Origin of the sequence: Variovorax terrae (genome assembly GCF_022809125.1) — a bacterium.
GTDB classification, from domain to species: domain Bacteria; phylum Pseudomonadota; class Gammaproteobacteria; order Burkholderiales; family Burkholderiaceae_C; genus Variovorax_A; species Variovorax_A terrae.
In genome coordinates, this window is the sequence record NZ_JALGBI010000002.1 from 597,146 (window position 1) to 615,145 (window position 18,000).

Below are 18,000 nucleotides of genomic sequence, written 5' to 3' on the forward strand. Positions count from 1 at the left end.
ACGCCCCGCACGGGCCGCACGACAGTTCCAACCTATGAACGACATTGCACAAGCCCCGGTGGTGGGGCGGGCCACGCCGGACGAGTTGCGCGCCCGCATCCGCCGCAAGAGCCAGCTCAAGGGCCGCCAGCCCGAGGACCGCGCGCGAGAAGAGGTGCGCACCCTGGTGAGCGCCGAGGCGCTGGCCCGGCGCGACCTGCTGATCGAGAACCTGCACGCCCTCAACGACCACTACCGCGGCCTGCACGAGCGCCACCTGGTGGCGCTGGCGGCCGAGATGAACCTGCCGATGGCCGAGGTCTACGAGGTGGCGAGCTTCTACCACCACTTCGAGATCCTGCGCGGTGACGCGCGGGCGCCGGGCCTGACCGTGCGGGTCTGCGACAGCCTGGCCTGCGAGCTGGCCGGCGCGCAGGACCTGCTGCAGCGCCTGCCCGCGCTGCTGGGCGGGCGCGACGTGCGCGTGCTGGCGGCCCCCTGCCTGGGGCGCTGCGAGCAGGCGCCGGCCGCGGCGGTGCAGCAGCGCGCGGTGCCGTTCGCCACGGTCGAAAAACTGCTTGAAACCCTGGATTCAGAGGGAAAAGTGCCTGATGTCCAGGTGCAGCGGTCGTTTGCAGCTATCAATTTTGTAGCGTCCGAGTTGGCGCAGCGCAGCGTCCCGCCCGCGCCGGACCCGGTGCAGGCGCTGCCCGGCTGCACGGACTACGCCACTTACCGCGCCCACGGCGGCTACGCGCTGGCGGCGGCCGTGGTGAACGGCGAGGAAGACGCCGAGACGGTGCTCCGGGCCATGGAGGATTCGGGCCTGCGCGGCCTGGGCGGCGCGGGCTTTCCCGCCGGGCGCAAGTGGCGCATCGTGCGCGAGCAGCCGGCGCCGCGCCTGATGGCCGTGAACATCGACGAAGGCGAGCCCGGCACCTTCAAGGACCGGACCTACCTCGAGCGCGACCCGCACCGCTTCCTCGAAGGCCTGCTGATCGCGGCCCAGGTGGTGGGCACCGAGGCCTGCTACGTTTACCTGCGCGACGAATACCACGACTGCCGCCGCCTGCTCGAGCGCGAGCTGCAGCGGCTGCAGGCCGACCCGCCGTGCGCGCTGCCGCGCATCGAGTTGCGCCGCGGCGCCGGCGCCTACATCTGCGGCGAGGAGTCCGCGATGATCGAGAGCATCGAGGGCAAGCGCGGTGAGCCGCGCATGCGCCCGCCCTACATCGCGCAGGTCGGCTTGTTCGGGCGGCCCACGCTGGAGCACAACTTCGAAACCCTGTACTGGGTGCGCGACATCGTCGAGAAAGGCCCGCAGTGGTTCGCCGGCTTCGGCCGCCACGGGCGCCAGGGGCTGCGCTCGTTCAGCGTGAGCGGGCGCGTGAAGCGGCCCGGCGTCAAGCTGGCGCCGGCCGGTATCACGGCGCGGGAGCTGATCGACGAGTACTGCGGCGGCATGCTCGACGGCCACCAGCTCTACGCCTACCTGCCCGGCGGCGCCTCGGGCGGCATCCTGCCGGCGCGGCTGGCCGACGTGCCGCTGGACTTCGACACGCTGCAGCCCCATGGCTGCTTCATCGGCTCGGCCGCCGTCATGGTGCTAAGCCAGCACGACCGCGCGCGCGATGCCGCGCTCAACGTGATGCGCTTCTTCGCGCACGAAAGCTGCGGCCAGTGCACGCCCTGCCGCGTCGGCACGGCCAAGGCGGCGGCGCTGATGCAGGCGCCGCGCTGGGACCGGGCCACGCTCGACGATCTGGCGCAGGTGATGGGCGATGCCTCGATCTGCGGCCTGGGCCAGGCCGCGCCGAATCCGATCCGCAGCGTTCTCCAGTATTTTCCGCAGGAGGTCGCATGAACGCCCCCGCCTCATCGGCCGAGCTGGCACCGCAGAGCGTCGATTTCACGCTCGACGGCCGGACGCTGCAGGCCTTCGAGGGAGAAACCATCCTGAAGGCGGCCCGGCGCCACGGCGTCGACATTCCGCACCTCTGCTACCAGGATGGCTACCGCCCCGACGGCAACTGCCGCGCCTGCGTGGTCGAGATCCAGGGCGAGCGCACGCTGGCGCCGAGCTGCTGCCGCACGGCCACCGCCGGCATGCAGGTGCAGGCCCGCAGCGAGCGCGCGCTCCGGAGCCAGAAGCTGGTGGTCGAGATGCTGCTGTCCGACATGCCCGACGAGGGCTACCGGTGGATCGACGGCGACGCCGCGCAGCCCCACGGCGAACTCAGCGCCTGGGCCGCGCGGCTCGGCATCGCGGTGCGCCCCGAACTGCGCGCGCTGCGCCGCGAGCCGCCTGCGGCCGATGCGTCGCACCCCGCGATGGCCGTCAACCTCGACGCCTGCATCCAGTGCAACCGCTGCGTGCGCGCCTGCCGCGAGGAGCAGGTCAACGGCGTGATTGGCTATGCGCTGCGCGGCGAGCACAGCCAGATCGTGTTCGACCTCGGCGACGCCCTGGGCGAGAGCAGCTGCGTGGCCTGCGGCGAATGCGTGCAGGCCTGCCCCACGGGCGCGCTCAGCCCCAAGACCCGGATCGGCTCCCAGGTGGTGGACCGGCAGGTCGATTCGGTCTGCCCGTTCTGCGGCGTGGGCTGCCTGCTGACCTACAACGTCAAGGACGAGCGCATCGTGAGCGTGGACGGCCGCGACGGCCCGGCCAACCACGGCCGGCTGTGCGTCAAGGGCCGCTTCGGCTTCGACTACGCGCACCATCCCCAGCGCCTCACGAAGCCGCTGATCCGCCGCCCCGGCGTGCCCAAGGACCCCGGCGCCGCGCCGCGCCCGGGCGACTGGGGCGCGGTGTTCCGCGAGGCGAGCTGGGACGAGGCGCTGGCCCTGGCCTCGGGCGAGCTCGCACGCCTGCGCGACACCCATGGCAAGAAGGCGCTGGCCGGCTTCGGCTCGGCCAAGGGCAGCAACGAGGAGGCCTATTTGTTCCAGAAGCTGGTGCGCACCGGCTTCGGCAGCAACAACGTGGACCACTGCACGCGGCTGTGCCACGCCTCCAGCGTGGCGGCGCTGCTCGAGGGCGTGGGCTCGGGCGCGGTCAGCAACCAGGTCAACGACGTGGCGCACTCCGACCTGATCTTCGTGATCGGCTCCAACCCCACGGCCAACCACCCGGTGGCGGCCACCTGGATGAAGAACGCGGCGCAGCGCGGCGCGAAGATCGTGCTGGCCGATCCGCGCGTGACCGACATCGGCCGGCACGCCTGGCGCACCCTGCAGTTCAAGGCCGACACCGACGTGGCCATGCTCAACGCGCTGATCCACGCCATCATCGAGGAAGGCCTGGCCGACGAGGCCTTCCTCCGCGAGCGCGCCAGCAACTACGAGGCGCTGCGCGAGAACGTCCGCGGCTACAGCCCCGAGGCCATGGCGCCGATCTGCGGCATTGCGGCCGAGACGCTGCGCGAGGTGGCGCGCGCCTACGCCACGGCCCAGGGCGCGATGATCCTCTGGGGCATGGGCGTGAGCCAGCATGTGCACGGCACCGACAACGCGCGCTGCCTGATCGCGCTGGCCACGGTGGCGGGCCAGATTGGCAAGCCCGGCTCGGGCCTGCACCCGCTGCGCGGCCAGAACAACGTGCAGGGCGCGAGCGACGCCGGGCTGATCCCGATGATGTTCCCGAACTACCAGCGCGTGGACGACGCCGGCGCGCACCAGTGGTTCGAGCAGTTCTGGGGCATGCCGCTGGATCGGGCGCCCGGCTACACCGTAGTCGAGATCATGCACAAGGCGCTGGCGCCCGACAGCGATCCGCACAAGGTGCGCGGCATGTACATCATGGGCGAGAACCCCGCCATGAGCGACCCCGACCTGAACCACGCTCGCCATGCGCTGGCCAGCCTGGAGCATCTGGTGGTGCAGGACATCTTCATGACCGAAACCGCCTGGCTGGCCGACGTGGTGCTGCCCGCCACGGCCTGGCCCGAGAAGACCGGCACCGTGAGCAACACCGACCGCATGGTGCAGCTCGGCCGGCGGGCCGTCGCGCCGCCCGGCGAGGCGAAGCCCGATCTGTGGATCATCCAGCAGCTCGCGCAGCGCATGGGGCTGCGCTGGAACTACGAAGGCGAGGAGTCGGGCGTGGCCTCGGTCTACGAGGAGATGCGCCAGGCCATGCACGCCGCGATCTCGGGCATCACCTGGGAGCGGCTGCAGCGCGAGTCCAGCGTCACCTACCCCTGCCTGGACGCGGACGATCCCGGCCAGCCCACGGTCTTCATCGACCGCTTCGCAACCGCCGACGGCCGCGTGAAACTGGTGCCGGCCGACATCATCCCGGCCGCCGAGCGGCCCGACACGGACTACCCCTTCGTGCTGATCACGGGGCGCCAGCTCGAGCACTGGCACACCGGCAGCATGACGCGGCGCGCCAGCGTGCTCGACGCCATCGAACCGATGGCCACGGCCTCCATGAACCAGCAGGATCTGGACACCCTGGGCCTGGAGGCCGGCGACGTGATCACCGTGCGCTCGCGCCGTGGTGAGGTCGCCATCCATGTGCGGCGCGACGACGGCACCCCGTGCGGCGCCGTGTTCATCCCGTTCGCCTACTACGAGGCGGCCGCCAACCTGATGACCAACCCGGTGCTCGACCCGTTCGGCAAGATCCCCGAGTTCAAGTATTGCGCGGTGTCGGTGCAGCGCGGCGGCGTGCCCGTGCGCGCGGCGGGCTACGGCGCGGGGGCGGTGGCCTGACGCGGGGGCATTTGCGGGGGCGGTAGTACAGTGGGGCCATCATGACCTCGCCCCATCCCTCCGTCCAGGTTGCCGTGGTGATGCGCCAGGAGCGCATCCAGGGCGCCATGAGCCGCTGGCAGACCTGGCGCTGGGTGCTCGATGACGTGGTGCCGCAGGAAGACGCCTTCGGCAGCGAGCCGCGCTGCCTCTACCGCGACGAGCACGGGCAGCGCTGGCTGCATCCGGGCTTCACGGTGGAGCTGTTCAGCGACGATGCCGAGGGCTATTACCTCAACGCCACCACGCCGGCCCCCTGCTGGTTCGTGCTGTGGCGCATGGAAGAAGAAGCGGCGCTGTCGGACGAACCCGTGGCCCGGCCCCAGATCGTGACGCTCAGCTACCACGACGCGGGGCGCTGGCTCGATGCCCAGGAAACGGTGGAGCAGGTGCCCGCGCCGGCCGCCGTCGTGGCCTGGCTGCAGGCCTTCGTGGACGAGCACCATGTGCCCGAGCCCAAGCGGCGCCAGCGTCCGCAGAGCTTTAAGCCGCTGCTCGACCGCTTCGGCAATCCGGCCTCGGTGACGACGGCCAAGAAGTACGGCGGCGGTCATGGCTGACGGATTCCTGGGACGCTGGTCGCGCCGCAAGCAGGAGGCGCGCAGCGGCCAGGCCGCGCCTGAGGAGACCCTTGCGCCGCAGGCCCCCGAGGCCGTGCCGGTGCAGCTCTCGACGAGCGGCAGCGCGCCGCCGGCCGCACCCGCCGCAGAACTGCCGGCCGCCGCGCCGGCCCTGACGCTGGACGACGTGCAGGCGCTGACGCCCGCCTCCGACTTCAAGGCCTTTGTCGCACGCGGCGTGGCGCCCGAGGTGCGCAATGCCGCGATGAAGAAGCTGTTTGCCGATCCGCATTTCAACGTGATGGACCGGCTCGATGTCTACATCGACGACTACTCGCAACCCGACCCGCTGCCGCTGGCCGCGCTGCGCCAGATGGCGAGCGCCAAGGCCCTGGGCCTGGTGGACGACGAGGCGCCGGCGAAAGACCCCGAAGGCCCGGATGCTGGGGTTGATGCCCAGACACTCCCGGCCCCGGACGTGGCACAGTCGGGGGTATGCAATGAACTTCCTAGCCCGCTGGTGAATCCTGTTTTGCCGGCAAGCCAAGACCACGATGCCCACGCTGATTTGCGACTGCAACCAGACGATGCCGCTTCAGCCCCGAGCGATCGGCGAAGCGCTTCATGAAGACCTGACGCTGCATTCCACGCTGTGCCGCCGCGAGGCCGGCGCCTTCCAGAAAGCCATCCAGTCGGGCGACGACGTGGTGGTGGCCTGCACCCAGGAAAAGCGGCTGTTCGCCGAACTGGCTACCCAGACCGAGGGCGCGGTGTCGGCGATCAGGTTCGTCAACATCCGCGAGACCGGCGGCTGGAGCCGCGACGCCGCCAAGGCCGGCCCCAAGCTGGCCGCGCTGCTGGCGGCCGCCCACCTGCCCGAGCCGGAGCCGGTGCCCACGGTCACCTACAAGAGTGCAGGGCGGCTGCTGATCGTCGGCCGGCTGGATGAGGCCGAGCGCGCGGCGGACCTGCTGGGCGAGGGGCTGGATGTGACGATCTTTTCCCTGGGCGGGCAGGGCGCGCAGGAGCGCCGCTACCCGGTGCTGGGCGGCACCGCGCCCCGCCTCACGGGCTGGCTCGGGGCCTTCGAGTTCAGCTGGTCGAACGACAACCCGATCGACCTCGACCTGTGCACCCGCTGCAATGCCTGCGTGGCCGCATGCCCGGAGGGCGCCATCGGGCTGGACTACCAGATTGACGGCAGCCGATGCACTGCCCATCGCGATTGCGTCAAGGTCTGCCAGGTGGCCGGCGCCATCGACTTTGAGCGGGCGCCGCGCAGCCAGCGCGAGCCGTTCGACCTGGTGCTGGACCTCGGCGCCACGCCGTTGATCGACCTGCACGCGCCGCCGCAGGGTTATTTCCGCGGCACCGAGCCTGCCACGCTGATCCGCCTGCGCGACGGCGTCGGCGAGTTCGAGAAGCCGAAGTTCTTCGTCTACAAGCAAAAGCTCTGCGCCCACAGCCGCAACGAGCAGGTGGGTTGCAACGCCTGCATCGACGTCTGCTCGGCGCAGGCCGTCAGCAGCGACAAGGCGCGCCAGCAGATCCAGGTGAATCCGCACCTGTGCGTGGGCTGCGGCGCCTGCACCACGGTCTGCCCCACCGGCGCGCTGACCTATGCCTACCCGCGTGCCGGCGAGCAGGGCCTCAAGCTCAAGACCTTGCTGTCCACCTATGCCGGCGCGGGCGGGCGCGATGCCGTGCTGCTGCTGCACAGCCAGGAGCGCGGCCGGGCCCTGGTGGAGCAACTGGGGCGCGCCGCGCAGCTCAAGCTCAAGAAGGTGCAGGGCGTGCCGGCCAACGTGATCCCGGTGGCCTTGTGGCACACCGCCAGCACCGGGCTGGACCTGTGGCTGAGCGCACTCGCCTTCGGCGCCTCGCAGGTGGCGGTGCTGACCACGGACGAAGAGGCTCCCGCCTACCTGGCTGGCCTGCAAGCCCAGATGGCGGTGGCTCAAGCCCTGCTCAGCGGCCTGGGCTACGGCGGCATCCATCTGCGGCTGCTGCGCGCGAACACGCCCGAGGCGCTCGATGCGGCCTTGCAGGCGGCCGCGGCGGCGCCGGCCCAGGGCCCGCGCGTGCCCGCGCGGTTCGCCGTGGCGCAGGAGAAACGCAGCACGCTGGACCTGGCGCTGGACCACCTGGTGGCGCAGGCGCCCGGCCAGCCCGCCGAGCAGATTGCACTGCCCGCGGGCCCCGCCGGCCTGGGCGCGCCGTTCGGCACGCTGGAGATCGACAAGAACGCCTGCACCCTGTGCCTGAGCTGCGTGAGCGCCTGCCCGGCCAGCGCCTTGCAGGACAACCCGCAGCTGCCGCAGCTGCGCTTCATCGAGAAGAACTGCGTGCAGTGCGGCCTGTGCGCCAGCACCTGCCCCGAGCAGGCGATCACCCTCCGGCCGCGCCTGCTGCTCACGCCGCAGCGCAAGGAGGCCCGGGTGCTCAACGAGGCCCAGCCCTATGCCTGCATCCGCTGCGGCAAGCCGTTCGGCACGCTCAAGGCGGTCGAGGCGATGGTCGGCCGGCTGTCGGGCCATGCGATGTTCCAGGGCGCCGCGCAGGACCGGCTGCGCATGTGCGGCGACTGCCGGGTGATCGACCTGCACACCGCACAGAACGAAACCCGGATCACCGACCTATGACGCAACGCCCTCCCGTCACCTCGGCGCTGGACGAAGAAACCGCGCGCGCCGAACTCTACGGCCTGCTGGCGCTTCTGTACTACGCACCGCCGCCGGCCTCGCTGCTGGCGCAGCTGCGGGTGGCGGCCACCGAGGCCCCGGCCGCCGGCGCCTTTCTCGAAGAGCCCTGGCGCGCCCTGGTGGCCGTGGCGCGCGACATGGCGGACGAGGCGGTGGCGCGCGAATACGACGCGCTGTTCGGCGGCGTCGGCAAGCCCGAGGTCTACCTGTTCGGCTCGCACTACCTCAGCGGCTTCCTCAACGAGAAGCCGCTGGCGCAACTGCGCGGCGCGCTGGCCGGCCTCGGCCTGGCGCGCGACGAAGCCATGCCCGAAACCGAGGACCATGTGGCCTACCTGTGCGAGGTGATGCGCTATCTCATTGCCGGCGACGAGGTGGAGGTGGCCAACCTGGCGCGCCAGCGCGAGTTCTTCGGCGACCACCTCCAGCCCTGGATCGTGCCGATGTGCAATGCCATCGCCGCCCATCCCAAGGCCCGCTTCTACGCTGCGCTCGCGGTGTTCACACGGGCCTTCGCCGAGGTGGAGTCGCAGGGCTTCGACATGCTGGACTGATCCGGCGCGGGCGGTGCCTCGCGGAGTTGATACTTTTCGGTACAAAAAGCCAGCCACTGGCCACGAACCCATGTTTACCCTAGGTGCGGCAGGCCGGGTTTTCCGGCCCCGCCCATTGCGGCCAGGGCCGGGCTCGACTAGAGTAGCTGAAGTAAGTATGCAAATCAGTTCATAAGCAGCCAGCCCCTCCTGGAGACCAGCATGCAGGACAGCCAGCCCCAACCCTCCCGGCGAGGGTTCTTCGTCGGTGCCGCAGCCGCAGGTGCTGCCGCCGCAGCGGTGACCGCCTTGCCCCGCATCCAGGCGCCCGCGCCGGTAGAGCCAGAACCCCGGCCGGCGCCTGAAAGAGGCGGCGGCTACAGCCTGACGGACCACGTCAAGCGCTACTACAAGACCACCCTCGTTTAACTTCCCGGAGCGCGGCCATGTTGCTCACCAAGAAAACCGGCAGCGTCCACGGCGACGGGGCCTCGTCCGCGTTCGTGCACAGCCTGCGCCGAGGCCTGTCGCAGGCGCTGCCCACCATGGACCGGCGCGCCTTCCTGCGCCGCTCGGGCCTGGGCGTCGGCGTCGGCATGGCCGCATCCCAGCTCACGCTGGTGAAGAAGGCCCAGGCCGCCGAACGCCCCTACGTGGGCCTGGGCAACGGCAAGATCGAGGTGCGGCGCACGGTCTGCAGCCACTGTTCGGTGGGCTGCGCGGTCGACGCCGTGGTGGAGAACGGCGTCTGGGTGCGCCAGGAGCCGGTGTTCGACTCGCCCATCAACCTCGGCGCGCACTGCGCCAAGGGTGCCGCGCTGCGCGAGCACGGCCACGGCGAGTTCCGCCTGCGCTACCCGATGAAGCTGGTCAACGGCAAGTACGAGCGCATCGGCTGGGATCAGGCGCTCAACGAGATCAGCGCCAAGCTGCTGGAGCTGCGCAAGGCCAGCGGTCCCGATGCCGTGTACTGGGTCGGCTCCTCCAAGCACAACAACGAGCAGGCCTACCTGCTGCGCAAGTTCGTGAGCTTCTGGGGCAGCAACAACTGCGACCACCAGGCCCGCATCTGCCACTCCACCACGGTCGCCGGCGTTGCCAACACCTGGGGCTACGGCGCGATGACCAATTCGTACAACGACATGCAGAACAGCAAGTGTGCGATGTACATCGGCTCCAACGCCGCCGAGGCGCACCCGGTGAGCATGCTGCACATGCTGCACGCCAAGGAAACCGGCTGCAAGCTGATCGTGGTGGACCCGCGCTTCACCCGCACGGCCGCCAAGGCCGACGAGTACGTGCGCATCCGCTCGGGCTCGGACATCCCGTTCCTGTTCGGCCTGCTGTACCACATCTTCAAGAACGGCTGGGAAGACACGAAGTACCTCAACGACCGCGTCTACGGCATGGAGCAGGTCAAGGCCGAGGTGCTTGCCAAGTGGACGCCCGACAAGGTGCAGGAGGCCTGCGGCGTGGACGAGGCCACCGTGCTCAAGGTGGCCACGATGATGAGCCAGAACCGTCCGAGCACGGTGGTCTGGTGCATGGGGCAGACGCAGCACACCACGGGCAATGCGATCGTGCGCGCCTCGTGCATCCTGCAGCTGGCGCTGGGCAACGTGGGCAAGTCCGGCGGCGGAACCAACATCTTCCGCGGCCACGACAACGTGCAGGGCGCGACCGACGTGGGCCCGAACCCCGATTCGCTGCCCGGCTACTACGGCCTGGTGGAAGGCTCGTGGCGGCATTTCGCCAAGGGCTGGGGCGTGGACTTCGACTGGATCAAGGGCCGCTATGCCTCGCCCGCGATGATGGGCAAGCCCGGCATCACGGTCTCGCGCTGGATCGACGGCGTGCTGGAGCAGAACGAGCTGATCGACCAGGACTCCAACCTGCGCGGCGTGTTCTTCTGGGGCCATGCGCCGAACTCGCAGACGCGTGGCCTCGAGATGAAGCGCGCCATGGACAAGCTGGACCTGCTGGTGGTGGTGGACCCTTACCCCTCGGCCACGGCCGCCATGGCGGCGATGCCGGGCAAGGCCGAGGACCTGAACCCCAACCGGGCGGTCTACCTGCTGCCGGCCGCCACGCAGTTCGAGACCAGCGGTTCGTGCACCGCGTCCAACCGTTCGCTGCAATGGCGCGAGAAGGTGATCGAGCCGCTGTGGGAAAGCCGCAGCGATCACATGATCATGCATCAGTTCGCCGAGAAGCTGGGCTTCGCCAAGGAGCTGTCGAAGAACTACAAGATGCAGAAGGTCAAGGGCATGGACGAACCCATGCCCGAGGACATCCTGCGCGAGATCAACAAGACCTGCTGGAGCATCGGCTACACCGGCCAGAGCCCGGAGCGCCTGAAGGCGCACATGCGCAACATGAACGTGTTCGACGTCAAGACGCTCAAGGCCCAGGGCGGCAAGGACAAGGACACCGGCTACGACCTCGCGGGCGACTACTTCGGCCTGCCCTGGCCCTGCTACGGCACGCCGGAGCTCAAGCACCCCGGCTCCCCCAACCTGTACGACACCTCGAAGCATGTGATGGAAGGCGGCGGCAACTTCCGCGCCAATTTCGGCGTGGAGCGCGATGGCAAGAGCCTGCTGGCCGAGGACGGCTCCTATTCCAAGGGCGCCGACATCACCACCGGCTACCCGGAGCTGGACCACATCCTGCTCAAGAAGCTGGGCTGGTGGGATGAGCTGACCGAGGCCGAGAAGCCGCAGGCCGAAGGCAAGAACTGGAAGACCGACAACTCGGGCGGCATGATCCGCGTCTTCATGCAGAACCACGGCTGCCACCCGTTCGGCAACGCCAAGGCACGCGCGGTGGTGTGGAACTTCCCCGACCCGATTCCGCAGCACCGCGAGCCGCTGTACGGCACGCGCCCGGATCTGATGGCGAAGTACCCGACACACGACGACAAGAAGGCGTTCTGGCGCCTGCCCACGCTGTACAAGACGATTCAGCAGAAGAACATCGCCGACGGGCTCGACAAGAAATTCCCGCTGATCATGACCTCGGGGCGGCTGGTCGAGTACGAAGGCGGCGGCGAGGAAACGCGCTCCAACCCCTGGCTGGCCGAGCTGCAGCAGGACATGTTCATCGAGCTCAACCCTAAGGCCGCGGCCGACCGCGGCATCCGCAACGGCGAGCAGGTCTGGGTCCGCACGCCGACCGGCGCGCAGCTCAAGGTGATGGCGCTGGTGACCGAGCGCGTCGGCCCCGACACGGTGTTCATGCCCTTCCACTTCTCGGGCCGCTGGCAGGGCGCCGACCTGCTGGCCTACTACCCGGCCGGCGCGGCGCCAATCGTGCGCGGCGAGGCGATCAACACCTCGACCACCTATGGCTACGACAGCGTGACCATGATGCAGGAAACCAAGACGACGATCTGCAACGTCGAGAAGGCCTGAGGCCAAGGAGACCGCAATGGCACGAATGAAATTCATCTGCGACGCCGAGCGCTGCATCGAATGCAACGGCTGCGTCACCGCCTGCAAGAACGAGAACGAGGTGCCCTGGGGCGTGAACCGCCGCCGCGTGGTCACGCTCAATGACGGCGTGCCCGGCGAGAAATCGATCTCGGTGGCCTGCATGCACTGCTCGGACGCGCCCTGCATGGCGGTCTGCCCGGTCAACTGCTTCTACCGCACGGAAGAAGGCGTGGTGCTGCACGACAAGGACGTCTGCATCGGCTGCGGCTACTGCTCCTACGCCTGCCCGTTCGGCGCGCCGCAGTTCCCGGCCCAGGGCACTTTCGGCGTGCGCGGCAAGATGGACAAGTGCACCTTCTGCGCCGGCGGCCCGGAAGTCCACGGCAGCGAGGCCGAGTTCGAGAAATACGGGCGCAACCGCCTCGCCGAAGGCAAGCTGCCGGCCTGCGCCGAGATGTGCTCGACCAAGGCCCTGCTGGCCGGCGATGGCGACGTGGTGGCCGACATCTTCCGCAACCGCGTGGTCCAGCGCGGCAAGGGCGCCGAGGTCTGGGGCTGGGGCACGGCCTACGGCTCGAAGCAGGCCGGCCAGCCGGGCGGAGCCAAATCGTGAGCCGCGCACTGCTTATGGCGGCGGCCCTGCTGGCGCTGGCCGCCTGTACCGAAAAACCGCAAACCGCCGGGGGCGGCCACCATGGCGCCCCGGCCTATGCCGGCACCGGCAGCAACTTCACGGCTGCCGGCTGGAAGCCCGGTGACAAAACCAGCTGGGAACAGGAAATCAAGGCCCGGATGCAACGCGGCCAGAACGAGTACAACAAGACAAACTGAGCTGGAGTCCTTATGAAACAAGCGATGGCAGCTATTGTTTTGGTAGCAAGCAGCGTGCTGGCATCGGCTTGGGCGCAATCCGTGGCCGCGCCGGCCACGGATGCGAAGGCGCCACCGGCAGGGGCCGCACCGGCAGCGCCTGCTGCAACGGGCGGCATCCAGGGCCAGAATATCTTCGAGGTCAAGCCAGACGCCAGTTCCGAGCCAAATTATGCGAGCCAGACCAATGCCGAGCGTGCCAAGGTGCAGCCCGGCAACAACGCGCCGATGTGGCGCCAGGTCAACTCGGGCACCGCGGGCTACAGCAGCCTGCCCATGCGCGAGGCGCCCGAGGCCGGCGTCCTGATCCAGCCCTTCGTGCAGTACCCGGGCTCGCGCCTGACCAATGCCGGCGAGGCCTGGCGGCAGGTGCGCAACCAGTGGATCATTCCCTACGGCGGCTCGCTGCTGCTGATCGTGGTGGTGGCGATCGGCCTGTTTTATGCCACCAAGGGCCCGATGGCGCTGCACGGGGCGAAGACCGGCCGCGTGATCGAGCGTTTCACCTATTTCGAGCGGGCTGCCCACTGGGTCAATGCCATCGCGTTCAGCGTGCTGGCGATCTCGGGGCTGGTCATGGCCTTCGGCAAGTTCTTCCTGCAGCCGGTGATCGGCGGCGCGCTGTTCGGCTGGCTGGCCTATGCGCTGAAGACCCTGCACAACTTCGCGGGCCCGCTGTTCGCGGTGTCGCTGGTGGTGGTGTTCTTCACCTTCCTGCGCGACAACCTGCCGCGCCGCGAGGACCTGACCTGGCTGCTCAAGGGCGGGGGCATGCTGTCGGGGCGCGAGGTGCCGTCGCACCGCTTCAACGCTGGCGAAAAGCTGGTGTTCTGGGGCGGCGTGTTCGCGCTGGGGATCGTGGTGGTGGGCTCGGGCTTCATGCTCGACAAGCTGATTCCCGGCATCGACTACACGCGCGGCGTGATGCAGGTGAGCCACATGGTCCACGCCACGGCCACCGTGCTCATGATGGCGCTGTTCCTCGGGCATATCTACCTCGGCACGATCGGCATGGACGATGCCTACCAGGGCATGAAAACCGGCTACGTCGACGAGACCTGGGCCAGGGAGCACCACGAGCTCTGGTACGACGACATCCAGGCCGGCAGGATTCCGGCCCAGCGCAGCGCGGAGGGCGCGCAGGCAGCCGGCGGCGCGCCGGTGCAGGTTTGAGGGGACACCATGAAGACGCTTGCAATTTCCGTCCTGTGCGCACTGGCCGCCACCGCCGCGCTGGCCAAGCTGCCGCCCCTGAGCGACGAGGCCAAGGCCAAGGCGGCCGAAGCCGCGGCCAAGACCGCCTGGAGCGGCAAGGTGGACGCCTGGCAGCTCTGCAAGGCCCAGGACCAGGTGGCGGCCTCCTATTTCAAGGCCGCCAAGGCCCAGGGCAAGGAGGCCAAGCCGCCCGCGGCCACACCCGCCTGTGCCGATCCCGGGCCATTCGCCTACGTGCCGCCCGAGGCCAAGCCGCCGGCAGCGCCAGTGGCTCCGTCGCCGCCGGGCAAGATGCCCTGAGCTGCGAGGGCTTCCCCCATGCTGAGGGGCTGGCCCAAGGCCACGCCGCGCGGCGGCCCTGCGTTTTGCAGTAGTCTCGCCCCATGCATCTGCCCGCACTGACCCAGGCGCGCGCGCCGCTGACCCGCGAGATCGACGTGGTCAACGAGCATGGCGAGCGCGAGACGATTTCCATTCCCGCCGAGCGAGCGCTCACCGTCTACGTGGACAAGCAGGAGCTGGTGACGCTGATGACCCTCGGCGCCTACCCCGAACTGCTGGTGCTGGGCTATCTGCGCAACCAGCGGCTGGTGCGGTCGGCCGGGCAGATCGAGTCGATCACGGTCGATTGGGAGGTCGGCGCCGCGGCCGTCAAGACGCGCTCGGGCATCGAGCGCCTTAAGGAGCGCACGGCCCGGCGCGTCATCACCACCGGCTGCGGCCAGGGCAGCGTGTTCGGCGGGCTGATGGATGAGGTCGATGCCATCCAGTTGCCCGAGGCCGTGCTGACGCAGGCGCAGCTCTACGGCATCGTCAATGCGATCCGCCTGCAGGAGAGCACCTACAAGTCGGCCGGCTCGGTGCACGGCTGCGCCCTGTTCCGCGGCGAGGAGATGCTGATCTTCGTGGAGGACGTGGGCCGCCACAACGCGATCGACACCATCGCGGGCTGGATGTGGCTGCAGGACGAGGCCCCCGCGCCCGGCGCTGAGAGGCCCTCGCCGGCTGCCGGCATGCAGGGCGGCGACAAGGTGTTCTACACCACGGGACGGCTCACCAGCGAGATGGTCATCAAGTCGGCGCAGATGGGCGTGCCCGTCGTGGTCTCGCGCAGCGGTATCACGCAGATGGGGCACGAGGTCGCGCAGCGGCTCGGCCTGTGCGCGATCGGCCGGGCGACGAACCGGCACTTCCTCTGCTACTCGGGGGCGCAGCGCCTGCGGCTGCAGCCCGAGCTGGCCGGCGCCAAGCTGCGCGCCGCGGCCTGAGACCGTCAGAGCGTTCTGGGAGAGCGTGACAGGCCCTGAAGCCCCGGGGCCTGGCAGGCCAAGTGATTTGAGCTAAGGTAGCGCCCATGAAGACTTCCTCCTGGCGCCTGGGTTGGCGCACGCTGTGGCGCGACCTGCGCGCGGGCGAGTTGCGCCTGCTGATCGTGGCCGTGACATTGGCCGTGGCCGCGCTGACGGCGGTCGGCTTCTTTGCCGACCGGCTCAAGGGCGGCCTGCAGCGCGATGCGCGCCAGCTGCTGGGCGGCGACGCCGTGGTGTCCAGCGACAACCCGACACCGCAGGCCTTCATTGACCGCGCCCGCGCGCAGGGGCTGCAGGGCGTGACCACGATCGGTTTCCCCACCATGGGGCGGGCCAGCGATGCGCAGGGCGGCGCCAGCAAGCTGGTGGCGCTCAAGGTGGTGGAGGCCGGCTACCCGTTGCGCGGCAACCTGAGCGTGGCGTCCGAACCCGGCTTGCCCGGCGCGGCCACGCGCGACATCCCGGCGCGCGGCGAGGCCTGGATCGATGCGCCCCTGCTCGATGCCCTGGACCTGAAGATGGGCGACTCGCTGCTGCTGGGCGATGCGCAGTTGCGCATCGGCCGCATCATCGTGGTCGAACCCGACCGCGGCGCCGGCTTCATGAGCTTCGCGCCGCGCGTCATGATCAACCGTGGCGACCTGGACGCCACCCATCTGGTGCAGCCGGCAAGCCGCCTGACCTGGCGTTTTGCCGTGGCCGGCCCCGAGCGGGAGGTCAGGAGCTTTTCCCTGTGGGCGACGGAGCAGGCCAAGCAGCCCGAGGTGCGCGGCGTGCGCGTCGAGTCGCTGGAAGGCGGCCGCCCCGAGATGCGGCAGACGCTGGACCGCGCCGAGAAATTCCTCAACCTCGTGGCGCTGCTGGCGGCGCTGCTGAGCGCGGTGGCGGTGGCGCTGGCCGCGCGCGGCTTTGCGGCCAACCACCTGGACGATTGCGCCATGCTGCGCGTGCTGGGGCAGAGCCAGCGCACCATTGCGCTGAGCTATGCGTTCGAGTTCGCGCTGATCGGCCTGTTCGCCAGCGGCCTGGGCGTGGCGCTGGGCTTCGCCGTGCACTACGTGTTCGTGGCCTTGCTGGCCGGCCTCGTGGAGGCCGCGCTGCCGGCGGCGAGCCTGTGGCCGGTGGCGTTCGGCCTCGGCATCGGCCTCACGCTGCTGTTCGCCTTCGGCCTGCCGCCGGTGCTGCAGCTGGCCCAGGTGCCTCCGCTACGCGTGATCCGCCGCGACGTGGGCGGCCTCAAGCCCGCCTCGCTGGCGGTGCTGGGCATCGGCGTGGCCGGCTTTGCGGCGCTGCTGGTGGCCGTGAGCAGCGACCTGATGCTGGGCCTGATCGCCGTGGGCGGCTTTGCCGCGGCGGTGGCGGTGTTCGCCTCCCTGAGTTGGCTGGCGGTCAAGCTGCTGCGCGCGAGCGTCAACGAGGCCACGGCGCCGCGCTGGCTGGTGCTGGCCACGCGCCAGATCTCGGCGCGCCCGGCCTATGCGGTGGTGCAGGTCAGCGCGCTGGCGGTGGGCCTGCTGGCGCTGGTGCTGCTGGTGCTGCTGCGCACCGACCTCATCAGCAGTTGGCGCCAGGCCACGCCGCCCGATGCGCCGAACCGCTTCGTCATCAACGTGATGCCCGAGCAGAGCGATGCCTTCCAGCGGGCACTGCGCGACGGCGGCGTGAAGAAGTTCGACTGGTACCCGATGATCCGCGGCCGGCTGGTGGCCGTGAACGGCAAGACCGTCACGCCCGACGACTATGCCGAAGACCGCGCCAAGCGGCTGGTGGACCGCGAGTTCAACCTGTCGAACAGCGCCGCGCAGCCGCCGCACAACGAGATCGTGGCCGGCCGCTGGGCGCCGGAGGAGGCGGGCGCCATCAGCGTGGAGGAGGGCATTGCCAAGACGCTGGGCCTGCGCCTGGGCGACACGCTGCGCTTCGACATCGGCGGCCAGCAGATGGATGCCAGGATCACCTCGCTGCGCAAGGTGGACTGGGGCTCGATGCGCGCCAACTTCTTCGTGATCTACCCGGTGAGCCAGCTCGAGAACGTGCCCGCCACCTACCTGGGCGCGTTCAAGGCGCCCGACACCAAGGGCTTCGACAACGCCCTGGTGCGGGCTTTTCCCAACATCACCAATGTGGACATGACCAGCACCATTACCCAGGTGCAGCGCGTGCTCGACCAGGTGATTCGCGCCGTGGAGTTCCTGTTCGGCTTCACGCTGGCGGCCGGCCTGGTGGTGCTGTTCGCCGCCGTGACGGCCACGCGCGAGGAGCGCGCGAGAGAGTTCGCCATCATGCGCGCGGTCGGCGCCCGGGGCAGCCTGCTGCGCCAGGTGCAGCGCGCCGAACTGGCGGGCGTCGGCCTGCTGGCGGGTTTTCTGGCCAGCCTCGTGGCCATGGCGGTGGGCTGGGCCCTGGCCCGCTATGCCTTCGAGTTCACCTGGACCGCCTCGCCGCTGGTGCCCGTGGCGGGCGCGCTGGCGGGCGCCGTGCTGGCGCTAGCCGCCGGCTGGTGGGGCCTGCGCGAGGTGCTGCGCCGCCCCGTGGTGGACACCTTGCGGCGGGCCGCTGAATAAAGGTTTGGGAGTTGGTTGCTATGAATTGAATAGCATGAAATGACCGCCCGACAAGGACATCGACCACTTTTCATC

Annotated in this window: 14 protein-coding genes; all 14 read left to right on the plus strand. The window is 69.7% G+C overall.

Going from position 1 to position 18,000, the window contains the following annotated elements:
- Window positions 1-34: 34 nt before the first annotated feature.
- The 14 genes from MMF98_RS18285 to MMF98_RS18350 all read left to right on the plus strand — a co-directional run bounded on the left by MMF98_RS18285 (window position 35) and on the right by MMF98_RS18350 (window position 17,925).
- Window positions 35-1,843: an NADH-ubiquinone oxidoreductase-F iron-sulfur binding region domain-containing protein gene (locus MMF98_RS18285; protein WP_243308296.1), complete on the plus strand. Its 1,809-nt coding sequence runs from the start codon at window positions 35-37 to the stop codon at window positions 1,841-1,843.
- A complete protein-coding gene (gene fdhF, locus MMF98_RS18290) occupies window positions 1,840-4,698 on the plus strand; it encodes a formate dehydrogenase subunit alpha (RefSeq protein WP_243308298.1) in 2,859 nt (952 codons plus the stop codon). The genes MMF98_RS18285 and fdhF overlap by 4 nt, the downstream gene beginning before the upstream one ends.
- 41 nt (window positions 4,699-4,739) lie before the next feature.
- A complete protein-coding gene (locus tag MMF98_RS18295; protein WP_243308300.1) occupies window positions 4,740-5,297 on the plus strand; it encodes a DUF3305 domain-containing protein in 558 nt (185 codons plus the stop codon).
- Entirely contained in the window at window positions 5,290-5,925 is a 636-nt protein-coding gene (locus MMF98_RS18300) for a DUF3306 domain-containing protein (protein WP_243308303.1), read from the plus strand. The genes MMF98_RS18295 and MMF98_RS18300 overlap by 8 nt, the downstream gene beginning before the upstream one ends.
- Window positions 5,852-7,939: a 4Fe-4S binding protein gene (locus MMF98_RS18305; RefSeq protein ID WP_243308304.1), complete on the plus strand. Its 2,088-nt coding sequence runs from the start codon at window positions 5,852-5,854 to the stop codon at window positions 7,937-7,939. Before MMF98_RS18300 ends, MMF98_RS18305 begins: the two co-directional genes overlap by 74 nt.
- A complete protein-coding gene (locus MMF98_RS18310; protein ID WP_243308306.1) occupies window positions 7,936-8,553 on the plus strand; it encodes a TorD/DmsD family molecular chaperone in 618 nt (205 codons plus the stop codon). Before MMF98_RS18305 ends, MMF98_RS18310 begins: the two co-directional genes overlap by 4 nt.
- A gap of 201 nt (window positions 8,554-8,754) precedes the next feature.
- Window positions 8,755-8,961 carry a twin-arginine translocation signal domain-containing protein gene (locus tag MMF98_RS18315; protein WP_243308309.1) on the plus strand — a complete coding sequence of 69 codons (207 nt, stop codon included), beginning with the start codon at window positions 8,755-8,757 and terminating at the stop codon, window positions 8,959-8,961.
- Between the two features lie 17 nt (window positions 8,962-8,978).
- Window positions 8,979-11,945 (plus strand): formate dehydrogenase subunit alpha, encoded by a 2,967-nt coding sequence (locus MMF98_RS18320; RefSeq protein WP_243308310.1) that lies wholly within the window; start codon window positions 8,979-8,981, stop codon window positions 11,943-11,945.
- Window positions 11,946-11,961: 16 nt separating this feature from the next.
- Window positions 11,962-12,579: a formate dehydrogenase FDH3 subunit beta gene (gene fdh3B, locus MMF98_RS18325; RefSeq protein WP_243308311.1), complete on the plus strand. Its 618-nt coding sequence runs from the start codon at window positions 11,962-11,964 to the stop codon at window positions 12,577-12,579.
- A 14-nt stretch (window positions 12,580-12,593) separates the two neighbouring features.
- Window positions 12,594-12,797: a hypothetical protein gene (locus MMF98_RS18330; protein WP_243308693.1), complete on the plus strand. Its 204-nt coding sequence runs from the start codon at window positions 12,594-12,596 to the stop codon at window positions 12,795-12,797.
- Window positions 12,798-12,809: 12 nt separating this feature from the next.
- A complete protein-coding gene (locus tag MMF98_RS18335) occupies window positions 12,810-14,009 on the plus strand; it encodes a formate dehydrogenase subunit gamma (RefSeq protein ID WP_243308312.1) in 1,200 nt (399 codons plus the stop codon).
- A gap of 9 nt (window positions 14,010-14,018) precedes the next feature.
- A complete protein-coding gene (locus MMF98_RS18340) occupies window positions 14,019-14,351 on the plus strand; it encodes a hypothetical protein (RefSeq protein WP_243308313.1) in 333 nt (110 codons plus the stop codon).
- An 83-nt stretch (window positions 14,352-14,434) separates the two neighbouring features.
- Window positions 14,435-15,319, plus strand: a complete 885-nt coding sequence (locus MMF98_RS18345; RefSeq protein ID WP_243308314.1) for a formate dehydrogenase accessory sulfurtransferase FdhD — start codon at window positions 14,435-14,437, stop codon at window positions 15,317-15,319.
- 86 nt (window positions 15,320-15,405) lie between these two features.
- The gene (locus MMF98_RS18350) at window positions 15,406-17,925 is read left to right on the plus strand and encodes an ABC transporter permease (RefSeq protein ID WP_243308316.1); all 2,520 of its coding nucleotides are present in this window, start codon (window positions 15,406-15,408) and stop codon (window positions 17,923-17,925) included.
- Window positions 17,926-18,000 lie beyond the last annotated feature (75 nt).